This window comes from Sporomusa rhizae (assembly GCF_041428845.1).
GTDB classification, from domain to species: domain Bacteria; phylum Bacillota; class Negativicutes; order Sporomusales; family Sporomusaceae; genus Sporomusa; species Sporomusa rhizae.
Window position 1 is genome coordinate 2,245,282 of record NZ_CP156925.1, and the last position, 16,396, is coordinate 2,261,677.

Annotated in this window: 13 protein-coding genes; all 13 read left to right on the top strand. The window is 44.7% G+C overall.

The features are described 5' to 3' along the window. The first annotated feature begins 76 nt into the window (after positions 1-76). The 13 genes from SRRS_RS10205 (at position 77) to fdhF (ending at position 16,233) form a co-directional block, all read left to right on the top strand. Complete coding sequence (locus tag SRRS_RS10205) at positions 77-2,908, top strand: FAD-dependent oxidoreductase (protein WP_371368482.1); 2,832 nt, start codon at positions 77-79, stop codon at positions 2,906-2,908. Positions 2,909-2,910: 2 nt separating this feature from the next. Continuing rightward, a complete protein-coding gene (locus tag SRRS_RS10210) occupies positions 2,911-3,318 on the top strand; it encodes a hydrogenase iron-sulfur subunit (RefSeq protein WP_371368484.1) in 408 nt (135 codons plus the stop codon). A 21-nt stretch (positions 3,319-3,339) separates the two neighbouring features. Next, the gene (locus SRRS_RS10215; RefSeq protein ID WP_371368485.1) at positions 3,340-4,008 is read left to right on the top strand and encodes a methylenetetrahydrofolate reductase C-terminal domain-containing protein; all 669 of its coding nucleotides are present in this window, start codon (positions 3,340-3,342) and stop codon (positions 4,006-4,008) included. After that, positions 4,005-4,958: a methylenetetrahydrofolate reductase gene (locus SRRS_RS10220; protein WP_371368487.1), complete on the top strand. Its 954-nt coding sequence runs from the start codon at positions 4,005-4,007 to the stop codon at positions 4,956-4,958. Before SRRS_RS10215 ends, SRRS_RS10220 begins: the two co-directional genes overlap by 4 nt. A 271-nt stretch (positions 4,959-5,229) precedes the next feature. Further along, on the top strand, positions 5,230-5,739 hold the full coding sequence (locus SRRS_RS10225) for an NAD(P)H-dependent oxidoreductase subunit E (protein ID WP_371362176.1): 510 nt from the start codon (positions 5,230-5,232) through the stop codon (positions 5,737-5,739). Further along, a complete protein-coding gene (locus SRRS_RS10230; protein WP_371368488.1) occupies positions 5,727-7,028 on the top strand; it encodes an NADH-quinone oxidoreductase subunit F in 1,302 nt (433 codons plus the stop codon). Before SRRS_RS10225 ends, SRRS_RS10230 begins: the two co-directional genes overlap by 13 nt. 2 nt (positions 7,029-7,030) lie before the next feature. Continuing rightward, complete coding sequence (locus tag SRRS_RS10235; protein WP_371368490.1) at positions 7,031-8,776, top strand: NADH-dependent [FeFe] hydrogenase, group A6; 1,746 nt, start codon at positions 7,031-7,033, stop codon at positions 8,774-8,776. Positions 8,777-8,890: 114 nt separating this feature from the next. After that, entirely contained in the window at positions 8,891-9,493 is a 603-nt protein-coding gene (gene pabA / locus SRRS_RS10240) for an aminodeoxychorismate/anthranilate synthase component II (protein WP_371368492.1), read from the top strand. Further along, positions 9,493-10,899, top strand: a complete 1,407-nt coding sequence (gene pabB, locus SRRS_RS10245; protein WP_371368494.1) for an aminodeoxychorismate synthase component I — start codon at positions 9,493-9,495, stop codon at positions 10,897-10,899. Before pabA ends, pabB begins: the two co-directional genes overlap by 1 nt. A gap of 19 nt (positions 10,900-10,918) precedes the next feature. Next, positions 10,919-11,764, top strand: a complete 846-nt coding sequence (locus SRRS_RS10250; RefSeq protein ID WP_371368496.1) for an aminotransferase class IV — start codon at positions 10,919-10,921, stop codon at positions 11,762-11,764. Between the two features lie 4 nt (positions 11,765-11,768). Then, positions 11,769-12,566 carry a formate dehydrogenase accessory sulfurtransferase FdhD gene (gene fdhD / locus SRRS_RS10255; protein WP_371368498.1) on the top strand — a complete coding sequence of 266 codons (798 nt, stop codon included), beginning with the start codon at positions 11,769-11,771 and terminating at the stop codon, positions 12,564-12,566. Positions 12,567-12,615: 49 nt separating this feature from the next. Next, entirely contained in the window at positions 12,616-13,830 is a 1,215-nt protein-coding gene (glp, locus tag SRRS_RS10260; RefSeq protein ID WP_371368499.1) for a gephyrin-like molybdotransferase Glp, read from the top strand. A 261-nt stretch (positions 13,831-14,091) separates the two neighbouring features. Next, a complete protein-coding gene (gene fdhF / locus SRRS_RS10265; RefSeq protein ID WP_371368501.1) occupies positions 14,092-16,233 on the top strand; it encodes a formate dehydrogenase subunit alpha in 2,142 nt (713 codons plus the stop codon). Positions 16,234-16,396: the final 163 nt, after the last annotated feature.

Here is a 16,396-nt window from a genome sequence, read left to right on the forward strand (position 1 = left end):
GGTTTCTCTCTGGTTATACAGCTTTATGTAATGGTGGCAAAGTAAAGATATTTTTATTCGAAAGGCAGTGAGAGCCATGCAAAAGGATGTGCTCGTTATTGGCGGTGGCATTGCCGGTCTGCAGGCGGCTCTGGAATTAGCTGGGGCAGGATATCCCGTTCATTTGGTAACAGATGAAACAAATCTGGGCGGAAAACTGGTGGATTCGGCAAAAACAAGCAGCCAGGCATGTGTCTGGAGCGACCAGGTTAACATTTCTGCTTTGTATTTGGGTGGTAATCTCCATGCATCCAGTACGGTATTGGGTTCACTCATTACCCGGGCCTACAACAATCCTCTTCTTAGCATTTATACCGGCAGCAAACTGGATGAATTGCAAGGAGATGTAGGACATTTCCAGGCTACCATAAGCGATGTCGCAACAGGCAAGCGCACCCAAGAACTCGTCGTCGGAGCGGTTATTCTGGCAGCCGGTTTCAGTATGTATGACGTCTCCCAAAAAGGCGAATACGGATATGGGTATCACAAAAATGTTGTTACCAGTTTAGAATTCGAACACCTCTTATCCGAAAGCCGCTATCGCTCAGACTGTATCAGACGCCCTTCGGACGGAAAATGCGCTGAAAAAATTGCTTTTATACAGTGTGTTGGCTCCCGGGATGTAGTTTCCAAAGGCGAATACTGTTCGGCAATTTGCTGCATGTTTACCGCTAAAGAAGCGATACTTGCCAAAGAATTTGCTCCTAAGACCGATGTCACCGTATATTACCTTGATCTTCGGGCTTGTGGCAAAAACTTTGATACATTTTTATCGCGAGCTCAGGAACTTGGTGCTAACTATGTACGCACCATGATTTCAGAGGTTAAAGAAGATCCTGTTACAGAAAAATTGTCAATTAATTACGCGGCAGCCAGTAAACCGGTTAAGGAAGAGTTTGACCTTGTAGTTCTGGCTGCAGGCATTCGTCCTTCTACCCGTTTACAAGAAACTGCCGGAATTTTACAAATTCCGCTTAACGAATTTGGTTTTGTTCAAGTAGACGAGCTCAACCCTGTTGTTACCAAACGGCAAGGCGTTTTTTCAATCGGTGGCAGCCAAGGGCCGCTTGATGTTCCGGAAACCATGGCTTTAGCTAGTGCAGCAGCTGCTGCTACTGCCAGAGTGCTTGGTAAAGCAGAAGGACGGCCTGGCCGTAAGCCGGTTCCCGAGCGTGACGTTACCAAGGAACCGACACGTGTTGGTGTATTCCTTTGTAAAGCCGGCTTAGAGGCGATGGGAGCTGCTGCTGATGCTGTACTTCAAGCCGCTAAGGGGCAAGGCGAAGTCTCAGTAGTAGAGAGTGAGCAATCCCTCTGTCAACCGGAGTCCATAGCCAAAATTCAGAATCTAATTGCCACACAAGGTCTCAACCGTATAGTTGTAGCTCCTTGTGTGCTGAAGCATAATCTGAATCTGTTCCAAGAAGCTGCTCAAAATGCCGGACTTAACCGGATGCTTGTTGAAATGCCTTCTGTGCCAGTTAAAGATTGGGGCAATAATGCCGATAAGGCTACAAGTGCCGCTGTCGCTCTGGCCGTCCGTGCTGTAGCTGATGTTAAGGACTACAAGCCGTTAAGATGGCATGCTGAACCCGTTGTTTCCCGTGCACTTATTGTTGGCGGTGGTATCAGCGGTATGGCTACTGCGCTGGCTTTAGCCGATCGTGGCTTTAGCTCCACACTAGTAGAAAAATCCGCTGAACTTGGCGGCTATGTTCGTAATCTCACCGGCAGCCTGGAAGCGGATAACCTTGATAGAACTCTGGAAGACTTACAAAAACAAGTAAGCAAGAGTGATAAGATTGAGGTATTAACTAGCTCTGAAGTTGTTGGTTTTACAGGTCGTCAAGGCCACTTTATTACAACTGTGACAACCAGGCAGGGTCAACCCCAAAAGGTTGAGCATGGTGTTGTTATCCTGGCAACAGGGACGACTACCTATGTTCCCACCGAGTATATGTATGGACAGGATCCACGGATTATTACTGGTGTTGAGGCTATGTATCGTTTGGCAGATGCCCGTATACCGGCAAAAGGTGATCCTACGTACGTCTTTGTACAATGCGTTGGTTCCCGCAACGAAGAGCATAAATACTGCAGCCGCACTTGTTGTGGTGAAACGGTTTATGCTGCTACGAAGATCAAAGAGCAAAATCCTGATGCCAAGGTGTTCGTATTGTCTCGTGATATGCGTACTCCTGGCTATCTTGAACTTAAATACCGTGAAGCACGCAAAGCTGGGGTAGTATTTGTTCATTACGAAGAAGCTGCTAAACCTGTTTTAGTAAAAGATAGTGCCGGTGACCTTGTTATGACGGTTATTGATCCGCAATCCGGCATTACTTTGAACTTAAAGCCTGACCAAGTAATTTTGGCAGTTGCGCAGACAGCGTCTCCCGAAGCAAAACAGCTTGCTGATCTATTTAAAATTCAAGTCAATTCAGATGGTTTCCTTTCTGAAACTCACTCCAATTTCGGCACAATTGCCTTCCCAGGCGGTGGTATCTTTATCGCCGGTGCAGCCCATGGCCCAAAATCGGTCGTTGACTGCTTGACCCAAGCTAAAGGGGTAGCAGGAAGAGCAGCCCGTATTTTGGCACAGCCCGCACTCATGATGGGTGGCATGGTGGCCGAAGTAGAATGGGAAAAATGTGCTGCTTGCTTGACTTGTGTGCGGACTTGCCCGTATACTATTCCACAAATTACCCGGGAGAAGAAGGCAATGGGTGCTGCCTATATTCCACCTGCTGACTGCCGTGGTTGTGGCATGTGTGCATCGGAGTGTCCGAACAAGGCTATATTCGTACATCATTACCAGGACGATGAGGTACTCGCCCGGGTTAAGACCGCGTTGACGGAGGTGGGCTAATAATGAGTGATGTGAAAGTAGTTGGCTTTGTATGCCGTATGTGTGCGCTAATTACCTCTGACCTTGGCCCTCCAGCCGACGTTAACGTAAGAATCGAAACCGTCGAATTGCCTTGCGCTGGTAAAGTTGACGGCAGACTGCTGTTAGAAGCGTTTGAAAAAGGCGCAGACGCCGTATTTGTCGCTGGCTGCCCAGAAGACGAGTGTATGAACGTCAAAGGCAGTTCCCGTGCCCGGAAACGTTTGGAGCATGTTAGAGAAATTTTGGATCAAGTAGGGGTAGGCGGAGAGCGTTTAGTTATGTACAACGTATCCGGTACCCATGGTCCGCGTTTCGCCCATATCGCCCGGGATATGGCCGGCCTCTTAGAGAAATTGGGTCCGAGTCCGCTTAAGGCCCGGAAGGCCTAGAAAGGAGACGAGTCAAGCGATATGATAGTTGCAGAAATCAAGCCTATAGAAGAAATTGCCGAGACTATAAAAGGCGCAAAAAAGGTATTGGTTGCCGGTTGCGGCGGCTGCGTAACTGTATGTTTGTCTGGCGGTCAGAAGGAAACGGACATGCTGGCCAGCGCTCTTCGTATGAAGATGGAAGTTGACGGCCACCCGATGCAAATCGAAACTGCTACCTATGAGCGTCAATGTGATCCCGAGTATGCTGCAAGATTTAAAGAGCATCTCAAAGATGTTGACGTTGTTGTGTCCATGGCTTGCGGCGTTGGCGTCCAATTCATGGCCGAGAACTATCCTGACATTATCTTTGTTCCTGGTCAAAATACCAAATTTGCCGGTGCCGCTATTGAGCACGGTGTATGGGAAGAACGCTGTATGCTGTGCGGTGAGTGTGTACTTGCCAAAACAGGCGGCGTATGTCCTATTATCCGTTGTTCCAAGAGCCTCTTGAACGGTCCTTGCGGTGGTTCGCAGAACGGTGTTTGCGAAATTAGCAAAGACACTCCTTGCGGTTGGCAGCTTATCTATGATCGCCTCAAAGGTCAAAACCGCTTAGATCTTATGACAGAAGTTCTGCCGGCTAAAAACTGGTCGAAGAACAGAGACGGCGGCCCCCGCAAAATTGTGAGGGAGGATGTGCGGTTATGAGCGAAGTAGCGATTGATAAACAAGCTGTACTAAAAACAGACAGCAAACTAGAGAAACTGTACTCCTTAGGCCATTTTGTGGTAACTGGTGAGCTTGGGCCGCCCCAGCATGCCAATGGTCATGAATTAGAGCATCACGCGGGTGAGCTCAAAGACATAGTTGACGGCTTCAACCTTACCGATAATCAAACAGCGATTGTCCGGTTATCCAGTATCGCTGCCGGTATACATGTCTTAAAGGGCGGCGGAGTACCTATCATTCAGATGACTTGCCGGGACCGTAATCGTATTGCTATGCAAAGTGATTTGCTTGGTGCTTATAGCCTGGGAATTCGCGACGTTTTATGCTTGAGCGGTGACCACCAATCTTTTGGTAACCACCCAACAAGTAAAAATGTATATGATGTTGACTCTGTTCAATTGATTTCCATGGTTAAGAAAATGCGGGACGAAAAGAAATTTTTGTCTGACGCTCCTATAAAAACCGATGAAGCGCGCTTCTTTATCGGCGCCGTTGAAAATCCGTTCGGTGATCCATTTGAATTCCGGGCGATTCGTCTGGAAAAGAAAGTGAATGCTGGTGCTGACTTCATCCAAACTCAGGCAATTTTTGATATCGAGAAATTTGCCCGCTTCATGGAAATGGTAGTAGCCCGTGGTATTCATGAAAGAACAAAAATTACGGCTGGCATCTTGCCTGTACGCTCAGTAAAGGCGCTGCAGTACATGAAGAAAGATGTTGCCGGTATGGAAATTCCTGACAGCCTGATTGAACGGATGAAAAAAGCCGAAGATCCTAAGGCCGAGGGTATCAAAATCTCAATTGAATTATGTAACCAACTCAAAAAGATTCCGGGTGTAGCCGGTATTCATATTATGCCTGTTGGCTGGGAAGCAGCGTTGCCTGAAATTGTTAAAGGAGCCGGTTTCCTGCCACGCCCCAAAGTTTAATTTAGTGACCATTCCATCATCTGGCTAAGCATTGGTTAAAAGGATAAGTCCAGACAGAATGGTAGGGTCAGCCTCAGAAATAGTTGGCTGACCCTATCTTCTATATGTCGCATATCTACTATACATATCTGGAATTGTGCCAATTTTCACAATTGATTTATTTTGTTATATATACTACTCATCATTGTTATTTACCTCTAGATGCTGGCTTATCCTGGTGTTGCGAGACGTCAAAAGAAAGGGTGAGATAACAAGAATGTGTTGTTCAAAAGTGACAAAAGACCGAGCATTAGAAATCGTTAGAAGATACGATCAAGTCTTAGCAATCATTAATCGGTATGGCAAGGCTAAGGAGCAACTGTTATCTATTTTGCTGGATATCCAAGCTACCTCTGGCGAAAACTACGTGGCCGAGGAATGGGCCGAAATAGTCGCCAGCCAATTGGGATTGCCGATTAGCAAGGTACATGATGTATTGACATTTTACGCCATGTTCAATATTTCACAAAAAGGAAAATACGTCATTGAAATCTGCAAAAGTACACCCTGCCATGTAACGAAAGCAGACGCAGTAGTGGCTATGTTTGAGGAAGCTCTGGGAATTAAACTTGGCGAGACCACGCCCGACAATCTGTTTACATTGATGCACACGAGCTGTGTTGGCGCCTGTGATATTGGGCCGGTTGCCAAGATTGGCGATGAAGTCTATGGTAACCTGACAGCAGCCAAGGTAGCCGAGATTGTTACTAGTTACCGGGGGGTGTCGTCATGTCAAAAATAAATAAGCTCATCTCTAACAATTGCGGCGTCATTCGCCCTGACAGTGTTGAAGACTATGTAAAAGCCGGTGGTTATGAAGGTCTGAAAAAGGCTTTTACCATGAAACCCGAAGAGATTATTGATGAAGTTAAAAAAGCTAAACTATTAGGACGCGGCGGTGCAGCATACCCTGCCGGTTCAAAATGGGAACAGCTTCTGGAAATTCCTGAGTTTCCTAAATATATTGTTATTAATGCCGACGAAGGTGAACCCGGCACTTTTAAAGATAAAATATTGTTAGCCCAAGATCCTTTACGGGTAATTGAAGGGATGACCATTGCCGGCCATGTATTTAATTCCCACGACGGCTATATTTATATTCGCGGTGAATATCGTGCTATTCAAAGAGTATTTCAAAGTGCAATTGACAATGCTGTAAAAGCCGGTTATCTTGGCAAAAACGTTATGGGTACCGGCTTTGAATTTAATATTCATATTATGACAGGTGCCGGTGCTTATGTATGCGGCGAAAACTCCGCCTTATTAAATTCTATTGAAGGCAAAGCCGGCCGTCCGCGTATTAAGCCGCCACATTTGGCTGAAGTTGGCTTATTCTTACTGCCGACACTTGTTAACAATGTTGAGTCCATTGCGAACATTCCGACGATCGTTCTTGAGGGCGGCGACAAGTATCTTAGCTATGGTACAAAAGACAGTGGCGGTACCAAGTTAATTTGCTTATCTGGTAATGTTGCTAACCGGGGCGTGTACGAAATTCCATTTGGTATTAGTTTACGGGATGCCATTTATGACCCTGAATTGGGCGGTGGCATTCCTAACGGTAAGAAACTGAAATTTTACCATTTAGGTGGTCAGTCCGGTCCTATCGGCGGTGAAGCTCAACTTGACACTACATACTGTTATAAAGCGCTTCGTAATGCCGGTTTGAGTGTAGGTTCAGGTGCAATCGTAGTAATGGACGAGGATGTTTGTGTTATTGACTACCTTAAGGGTGTTACTGAATTTTTCATTCACGAGTCTTGTGGTAAATGCACTCCTTGTCGGGAAGGCAATAAGCAGATTTACGCAATCCTTTGTAGACTTTCCGAGGGCGAAGCTTCCCAAGATGATATGGTAATACTCCGGCGCTTGATTGATACCATGACCAATGCATCCTTCTGCGGTTTGGGGCAAGCGGCAGCAGTAGCTTTAAATACTTGCTGGAAACACTTCAAATCTGAATTTGAAGATCACCTAAACAAGAAATGTCCGGCACAAGTTTGTTTTACTGAACAGGGAAGAGGTGAATAGTAATGGGTCATCATGCGTCAGATCCTAACAAAATAGTAAATATTACAATTGACGGCATTCCTGTATCGTGTCCTGAAACTACAATGATTCTGGACGCTGCCAAAATGGCTGGCATCGAAATTCCTGTGCTGTGTCATCATCCAGACCTTAAAGTACGGGCTACCTGCCGTATTTGTATAGTAGAACTGAAGGGGCAGAGAAAATTTAAGACGGCTTGCAGTAATGAAGTTTGGGACGGTGCTGAGTTTATTTCCAACAGCCCGGCAATCCGCCAAGCCAGAAAAGATATTCTTGAGCTTATTTTGGCGGAGCATCCGCAGGATTGTTTGAAATGTGTACGTAATACCAACTGTGAACTGCAAAAGTTAGCTAATGACTTTGGTCTTAGTAACCCGATTTTCAAAAATGAGCCGAAACAAATTCCAGTTGAAGATTCTAATGGCGTTATTGTCCGTGATATGGCTAAATGTGTAAAATGCGGACGCTGTGTGGAAATGTGCCAAGAAGTACAAACCGTAGGTGCAATTAACACGGCTCACCGTTCGGGAGAATATGAAGTTACTACTGCGTTTGACCGGCCGCTTCAAGATACCACTTGTGTATACTGCGGACAATGTATCTCGGTTTGTCCGGTAGGCGCTTTATATGAAAAAGATGAAACTGAAAAAGTTTGGCAGGCTATCGCTGCTACTGATAAGCATGTTGTCGTTCAGGTAGCTCCGGCTGTACGGGTAGCGCTTGGCGAAGAATTCGGAATGGCTCCTGGCAGCGTTGCAACCGGTAAAATGGTAGCCGCTTTACGACGGTTAGGCTTTGATAAGGTGTTTGATACCGACTTCTCTGCTGACGTGACCATCATGGAAGAAGGGCATGAATTGTTGGAGCGCATGGGACATGGCGGTGCACTGCCTCTGATTACCTCCTGCAGCCCAGGCTGGATTAACTTTGTTGAGACTTTCTATCCTGAGTTATTGCCAAATGTATCTAGCTGTAAATCGCCACAACAAATGTTTGGTGCATTGGTAAAATCCTACTACCCGCAAAAAGCAGGCATCGACCCCAGTAAGATTTTTTCAGTATCCATCATGCCATGTACTGCTAAAAAGTACGAAAGTGCTCGTCCGGAAATGAGCGGCAGTGGCTATCGGGATGTTGATGTTGTTCTTACTACGCGGGAATTAGCCCGGATGATTAAACAGGCTGGTTTTGACTTCAATACACTTGCTGATGAAAAATTTGATGATCCGATGGGCTTATCAACTGGTGCAGCCGTTATCTTCGGCACTTCCGGCGGTGTTATGGAAGCAGCGCTTCGTACTGTATACGAAGTTGTTACAGGCAAAGACCTTACCAATGTTGATTTTGAAGGAGTTCGCGGTTTGACTGGCGTAAAAGAAGCCGAAGTTGACTTAGAAGGTAAAAAAGTCAAGGTGGCTATTGCGAATGGCTTGAAAAATGCTCGCGTAATTCTTGATAAAATCAAGGCCGGCGAATGTGATTATCAATTTGTTGAGATTATGTGCTGTCCCGGCGGTTGTATCGGTGGCGGCGGTCAGCCTTGGGGAACAACTAAGGCTACTAAAGAAGCGCGTATGGCTGGTCTTTATCAAGCTGACCGCGATTTACCAATCAGACAGTCACATAAAAACCCGGCTGTTAAGGTATTATACGATGAGTTCCTGGGTAAACCGCTTGGCCATAAGTCTCATGAACTTCTCCACACTCATTACCATCCCCGTCATAAGTAACCAACCTAATGAGGGCGGCTTCAAAATAGCCGTCCTCATTTATTAGATAATATTGTGATAGCCTTTGTAGAGTGGAGAAGGCTATGATAAAATAGTGCTGAGGAGGAATGGAAAATGATACTAATGATCGACAACTATGATTCCTTTGTATATAACCTAGTCCAATACCTTGGCGAAATGGGAGAAGATATACGGGTTTTCCGCAACGATAGAATAACAATTCCTCAAATTGAAGATATGCGTCCAGATCACATTATTATTTCCCCGGGACCTTGCACACCCAATGAAGCAGGTATCAGCCTAGAACTAATTCAGCACTTTAAAGGAAAAATTCCAATGTTGGGAGTTTGTCTTGGCGAACAGAGTATAGGGCAGGCTTTTGGTGGTGATGTAGTGCGCGCTCCCCGTCTTATGCATGGCAAAACTTCAGTAGTTTATCATGACGGAAAAGGTGTTTTTGCCGGTATCAAAAATCCCCTTATTGCTACGCGCTATCATTCTCTTATTGTAAAGAAAGAAACCTTACCTGATTGCCTCGAAATTAGCGCTTGGACCGATACTGACGAAATTATGGGGATTCGTCACAAAGAATACGCGATTGAAGGTCTTCAATTTCACCCGGAATCCATTTTGACTGAAGAAGGACATGCTATGCTGCAAAACTTCCTCGCATTAAATCCTAACTGGACAAGCAAATGGAAAGGGGCCAGCCGGTAATGCATCCGACACCAATTATTCGTGAGGTATCCGTAACACTGACACCTGCTGAAATTTTTGCGGTGTTTTCCGAAGAAACTTACAGCGTATACTTAGACAGTGGTAAAGACTTTGATGGTATGGGGCGGTACTCTTTTATTGCTCGTGATCCTTTCTTGGTATTTTCCAGCAAAGGCCGGACCGTCTACATAAAAGATAAGCAAAAAATTAGAACTTTTGAAAGCGATCCTTTTTACGAACTGCAACAGCTATTAAGAATTTATAAAACCCCAAAAATGCCGGATTTACCTCCGTTAACTGGCGGTATTATTGGCTATTTTGGTTATGACATGGGATATTTGCTGGAAACAATTCCGGCTGTAAGTATAGATGACTTAGAGAATCCGGATTGCGTTTTCGGATTTTATGATACGGTACTAATTTTTGATCACTACACCAATAAGATTTACATTTCCTCAAATGGTTTTCCTGAAAAAGATTTTATCTCCCAACAGAGACGGGCGGAAGCTCGTATTGACGAACTTACTTCCCTGATAACTAAGGCCCAACCTCTTTCTGAACCTAAACCACAGATACCAGATGGAGAGTACCAGTCTAATTTTACCCATAAAGGACATTGTGATATGGTCCAAAAAGGTATTGATTATATTGCTGCCGGTGATATTTTCCAGGTTAATCTGACCCAACGGTTTAATGCCAAAGTAACAGTACCTCCTTATGAACTTTATCGTTACTTGCGGCATATCAATCCCGCGCCCTTTGCGGCCTTTTTGAATTTTGGAGAAGTCATTGTTGCCAGTGCTTCACCGGAACGCTATCTTTTGGTGACCGATGAAATGGTAGAAACCAGGCCTATTAAAGGGACAAGGCCGCGGGGTAAAGATCCGGAATCTGATCGTAAGCTTAGAGAAGACCTGATTACCAGCGAGAAAGACCGGGCTGAGCTTGTTATGATTATTGATTTAGAGCGAAATGATTTAGGAAGGGTTTGTGAGTTCGGCAGTGTACGGGTACCGGACTTAATCCGCCTGGAAGAATATGCGACAGTATTTCATTTGGTTTCCACTGTTGTTGGCAAACTACGTGAAGGCAAAGATGTTATAGATTTGGTAACGGCTTCTTTCCCGGGAGGTTCCATTACTGGTGCACCTAAAGTAAGGGCGATGGAAATTATTGACGAACTTGAAAAAGTTCGCCGCAGTATCTATACCGGATCTATCGGCTATATAGATTTTAATGGTGATGCTGACCTAAATATTGTTATACGCACGTTCGTTATTAAGGGAGACCGGGCGTATTACCAGGTAGGCGGTGGAATTGTAGCTGACTCAGTACCTGAACTAGAGTATGAGGAGAGTCTGGATAAGGCTCGGGCGCTTATGAGAGCTTTAGGTTATCAGGTCTAAATTAAGGCTGGTGATATAAATGTTTATTTATTTTAATGGAAAGATTGTTTCTTCTGAAGAATGTGTTGTATCGCCGCTCGATCATGGTTTTCTGTATGGTCATGGCTTATTTGAGACAATGCGCTCTTATAAAGGTAGAGTTTTTCGATTGGTAGACCATATGAAACGGATGGAGACTAGTGCAGGGTATCTTGGCTGGCCGGTATTGCCTGACAGAGAAGTGTTTGCCGAGGCAGTAAACAGTGTTTTAGTAACAAATAACCTTCCAGATGCTTCGGTACGGTTAACTGTATCTCGCGGTATTGGCGCTGCAAGACCGGATGCTGCCAGTTGCGGTCAACCAACGATTGCTGTGTATGCTTCACCTTTGCCAAAACCACTGCCAGCTGCAGGCTGGAGTTTAACAACAGTAAGTTTACGCCGCAACTTGTCATCACCGCTTGTTAAAATAAAATCTGCGAATTACCTTGATAATATGTTGGCACGAGCTGAAGCTAAGAAACGGGGCGCTCACGAAGCCATTATGCTGAATACGGACGGCCTTGTTGCGGAAGGCTCGATGAGTAACATTTTCATTGTCTCAAATGGCCGATTAATTACGCCTGATGGCGAGAGTGGCATTTTGCTGGGTATTACCCGAAATGCAGTTATCTTACTTGCGCAAGCCGCGGGGATAACTGTCGAAGAACGGAAAGTTAATCCGGAAGAACTTGCTGAAGCCGATGAGATATTTCTAACGAGCTCAATCATGGAAGTTATTCCTGTTACTGTTCTTGACGGCCGGCCGGTAGGTCATGCACCTGTTCCAGGTGAGACAACCTTAATGCTTGCCCAGTCATATAGGAAACTTGCCGAAAGTGAGTGAGGCTATGAACGCGTGCAAGGGTACAACCAACTATCAAATTGTAAAAATTAACGGTCAGAGTATTGAAAGCATGAATGAACCTGTTATTGAGGAAATACCACTTACTATTTTTTTGAATGGCAAGGAACTTGTTACTATGCTGGCTGCCGCCGGAGAAGAAAAATATCTTGTTATCGGTTTTTTGGCGACCGAAGGTATTATACAAAATATAAATGAGATAAAGACCCTTGATATTGATGTAATGCAGGGGGTCATCCATGTTACAACAGTATCGGGCGAAACAGCAGCTGAGAAGATGTTCTTAAAACGTTATCTTACTGCTTGCTGCGGCAAAGGACGTAGCGCTTTTTACTTTGTCAATGATGTATTGACAGCAAAGACTGTAAGTACGGAACTTACTATATCGATCAAAGAAGTTATGCAATACTCCGAATTGCTGGAAGCGGTGTCTGAAACATTTCGACTGACAGGCGGCGTACATGGAGGAGCTTTGGCTAAAAATGGCGAATTAGTGTGCTGGAGTCAGGATATTGGGCGGCACAATGTATTTGACAAACTTTACGGACGTTGTTTAACGGAAGGAATTAGTACTTATGATAAGATACTGGTGTTTTCAGGACGGGTATCTTCAGAAATTCTACTTAAAGTGAGTAAAATGAATATATCTGTTATTATTGCTCGTTCGGCTCCTACAAGTCTAGCGATTGATATGGCGGAAGAGCTTGGTGTTACCGTTATCGGTTTTGCCAGAGGGCAACGTTGCAATATATATAGCCATAAGGAACGGGTTTTAGGACTCTAACCGGTAAATCTTTTGTTGGCTTGTTCGGAGGTAAAGGAGAGGTAAGTTAATGTCAGTTAAATTGGAAATTGCGCAGGATATTTTGTTAAATTTAGTAACGGTAATGCTTACGGAAAGAGTGGCGTTATCTGAGTGCTGGCGACGTATCTTAGGGGAAACAGTAAGATCAGACATGGATTTTCCGCCTTTCGACAGATCGCCGCTTGATGGTTACGCACTTATTGCTGAAGAAGTAGTCAATGCAACCCCGGAAAATCCCGTATGTCTCAAACAAATTGATTATATTCCGGCCGGAGGCACTCCCAATACTTCCGTTAGTTTTGGTACTGCCTGCCGTATCATGACTGGAGCGCCCTTACCGCCGGTAGCTACAGGTGTAGTAAGGCTGGAAGATACAATTGTAAACGGAGACAATGTGACAATCTTAGATGGTAGAGGTGCCGATAAAAATATATGTTTCCGGGGGGAAGAACTCTTTACCGGCGAAGAGATAGTCTCAGAGGGGACTATTATTAATGCGGGTGTAATGGGGATGTTGGCAGTACTCGGTAAGAGTCGCCCCTATGTTTTTCGCAAGCCCCGCGTAGCTCTTGTTGCTACAGGCAGCGAGATTATTCCGGTTGATTTTCCGCTAGTACCAGGGAAAATCCGTAACTCGAATAGTTATATGTTAAGCGCGCAAGTTGCTGAGGCTGGGGCCCAGACTATTTTGTTAGGAAATGCATCAGATAATGTTGACGAAATATCGCATTTGTTAGAATCAGCTTCGGATTGTGATGTTTTCATAACAACAGGTGGAGCCTCGGTAGGAGATTATGATCTTATTGGTGAAGTTTATAAAAAAATGGGTATTACGTTATTATTTGATAGAGTAAGCATTAAACCGGGAATGCCTGTTTTAGCGGGTATCCGCGATGGTAAAATCTATCTTGGACTTTCAGGTAACCCAGCTGCTGCTGCTATTTCTTTTGAACAGTTGGTACGGCCTGTTCTAATGAAAATGAGTGGACGCAAAACGTGGTGGCGGCCAAGAATCAAGGCTGTCCTCGCTGCCCCTTTTAAGAAAAAGACAGGTGCTAAGCGCTTCGTTTGGGCTCGGTGTTGGCAAACAGGTACTGATATTTTAGTTGAACCATCAGGTGCTCAAGGTAATGGTATGCTAAAATCGGCTATGGGGGCAAACGCGTTGATTGTTATTCCAGAGAATTCACCTCCATTACCAATTGGTACCGAAGTAGAGGTAATTTTATTGGCAGATGCCTAAAACTGTATAAATTGCAAAAAAAAGGCTGATTAAATCAGCTTTTTTTTTGTATTATTTTCAGTTAATATATATAGGTAAAAAGCCGTCAGATGTAGCGATAAGGACTTTGTGAAAAAAATTTCAAAAGATAGCAGGAGTTTTTTGAAAAAGATGGAATAAATTCAGAATATAACGATTACGAGTCCTAGACGCAATAATTTAATGCTGAAATGCCAAAAATGCTTACTCAAATGTCGAAAAATTTTGATGGGAGGGAACAATTTGGAGAAAGTTCTAACAGTATGCCCGTATTGTGGGGCTGGCTGTCAAATGTATCTGTTAGTTGAAGACAACAGAGTAATTGGCGCTGAACCGGCAAACGGGCACATCAACGAGGGAGAACTTTGTTTAAAAGGTCACTACGGCTGGGATTTTCTAAATGACACCAAAATTTTAAGCAAACGTTTGACAAAGCCCTTACTCAGACACACCAGAAGCGAAGAGTTTCATGAAGTTGAATGGGATGAGGCTTTGGACTTTGTAGCTGGTAAGCTCAAGGCTATTAAGGAAAAATATGGTCCCGATGCCATAATGGGGACAGGATCAGCCCGTGGTATGGGCAATGAGCCTAACTACCTGATGCAGAAATTTATGCGCGCGGTGATCGGCACCAATAACGTCGACCATTGCGCCCGTGTTTGACACGCTCCCTCTGTAGCCGGTCTGGCTACTACATTTGGCAGTGGAGCTATGACAAACTCCATTCCGGAAATAGAAGATGCTACCTGCTTATTTATCTTTGGATATAACGGAGCAGATTCTCACCCGTTGGTTGCTCGGCGAATTGTGAAGGCCAAAGAAAAAGGAGCCAAAATTATTGTTGTTGATCCTCGTAAAACGGAATCAGCACGGATTGCAGACATTTGGCTACCGATAAAGAATGGTTCAAACATGGCCGCCGTTAATAGTTTTGCTAACCTTATTTTATCCAAAGGCTGGGAAAACAAAGAATATATCGAAAAGTACACGGAAGGTTTCGAAGAATATAGAAAAGTTCTTGCTAAATACACGCCTGAGTATGCGCAAAAGATCACAGGTCTTGATCCTAAACTTGTGGAACAGGCGATGGAAATTTACGCTAAATCGGAAAGATCCTTTATTCTTTATGGCATGGGCGTATGCCAATACAATCAGGCAGTAGACGTAGTAAAAGGTCTTGGTGGCTTATGCCTGTTAACAGGCCAAATTGCAAAGCCCAGCTCGGGAATTGGACCTGTACGCGGACAAAACAATGTACAGGGTGCTTGCGATATGGGTGCGCTTCCTAACGTATTCCCTGGCTATCAACCTGTTACTGATCCTGCCAATCGTGAAAAATTTGCGAAAGCGTGGGGCGTGGAAAGCCTGCCGGAAAAAGTTGGCTATATGCTGACAGATGTTCCCCACTGCGTTGAAGAAGGTAAATTGAAAGCCTTCTATATTATTGGTGAAGATCCGGTTCAAAGTGACCCCGACGCCGCTGGCGTAAGAAAGGCACTGGATGAACTGGAACTGGTTGTTCTTCAGGATATTTTTATGAATAAAACGGCACTGCATGCCGACGTCATATTACCAGCCACCTCCTGGGGCGAGCATGGCGGCGTGTTCAGTGGCGCCGACCGTCGGTTCCAGCGCTTCCGTAAAGCAGTAGATGCTAGAGGAGATGTTAAGGACGACTGGGTAATTATTAGTGAGTTAGCGAAACGTTTCGGCTATGAAATGAACTATAAAGATACGGAAGAAATCTGGAGCGAAATGATTAGCCTGACGCCGAGCTTTGCAGGAGCAACTTACGAGAAGATTGAGCAGTTGGGCAGTATTCAGTGGCCTTGCCGTACTGTAGGAGAAACCGGTACTCCATACTTGTTCAAGGGTAATGTGTTCCAAACTCCAAGCAAAAAAGGCAATTTCTTTGCTGCTGAGTGGCGTCCGCCTGTTGAACAGCCTGATGCTGAGTATCCGATGGTATTGTCTACTGTACGTGAAGTGGGACATTATTCATCTCGTACCATGACAGGCAATTGCTGGGGTCTTGCAAAATTGGCCGACGAACCTGGGTATCTCCAGATTAATCCTAAAGATGCTGAAAAACTTGGTATAATTGATGAGGAGCTTGTACGTGTATCTACGCGGCGGGGCTCTGTTATAACCCGGGCCCTTGTAACTGATCGGGTGGGCGTAGGGGTTGTATATATGACCTATCAATGGTGGGTTGGAGCTTGTAATGAACTCACCATTCACGTAGTTGACCCTATTTCTAAAACACCTGAATATAAGTACTGTGCAGTTAAAGTAGAAGCTATCAAAGATCAGAATAAGGCAGAGGAAGAGCTTGTTGCGGCATACAATGATCTTAAACGTAAACTGGGTGCTGTTGTTTCCTAGATTATTTTGCAATAGATAATCTGTTTAGAAGAGCCTTGCAGAATAGGAATAAGTAAGCGTTTACGTAAGATTAGTGCTGCTTTACTAGAACTTTAAGCCTTAGCGGAGTAAATTCAGCAATTAAAAAAATTATATGCTGATTGTTTTGCTTACTTCACTAAAT

Excerpts from the sequence above, each read along its gene's own strand:
- SRRS_RS10205 (WP_371368482.1), top strand. The coding sequence starts at position 77 with ATGCAAAAGGATGTGCTCGTTATTGGCGGTGGCATTGCCGGTCTGCAG.
- SRRS_RS10210 (WP_371368484.1), top strand. The coding sequence starts at position 2,911 with ATGAGTGATGTGAAAGTAGTTGGCTTTGTATGCCGTATGTGTGCGCTA.
- SRRS_RS10215 (WP_371368485.1), top strand. The coding sequence starts at position 3,340 with ATGATAGTTGCAGAAATCAAGCCTATAGAAGAAATTGCCGAGACTATA.
- SRRS_RS10220 (WP_371368487.1), top strand. The coding sequence starts at position 4,005 with ATGAGCGAAGTAGCGATTGATAAACAAGCTGTACTAAAAACAGACAGC.
- SRRS_RS10230 (WP_371368488.1), top strand. The coding sequence starts at position 5,727 with ATGTCAAAAATAAATAAGCTCATCTCTAACAATTGCGGCGTCATTCGC.
- SRRS_RS10235 (WP_371368490.1), top strand. The coding sequence starts at position 7,031 with ATGGGTCATCATGCGTCAGATCCTAACAAAATAGTAAATATTACAATT.
- pabA (WP_371368492.1), top strand. The coding sequence starts at position 8,891 with ATGATACTAATGATCGACAACTATGATTCCTTTGTATATAACCTAGTC.
- pabB (WP_371368494.1), top strand. The coding sequence starts at position 9,493 with ATGCATCCGACACCAATTATTCGTGAGGTATCCGTAACACTGACACCT.
- SRRS_RS10250 (WP_371368496.1), top strand. The coding sequence starts at position 10,919 with ATGTTTATTTATTTTAATGGAAAGATTGTTTCTTCTGAAGAATGTGTT.
- fdhD (WP_371368498.1), top strand. The coding sequence starts at position 11,769 with ATGAACGCGTGCAAGGGTACAACCAACTATCAAATTGTAAAAATTAAC.
- glp (WP_371368499.1), top strand. The coding sequence starts at position 12,616 with ATGTCAGTTAAATTGGAAATTGCGCAGGATATTTTGTTAAATTTAGTA.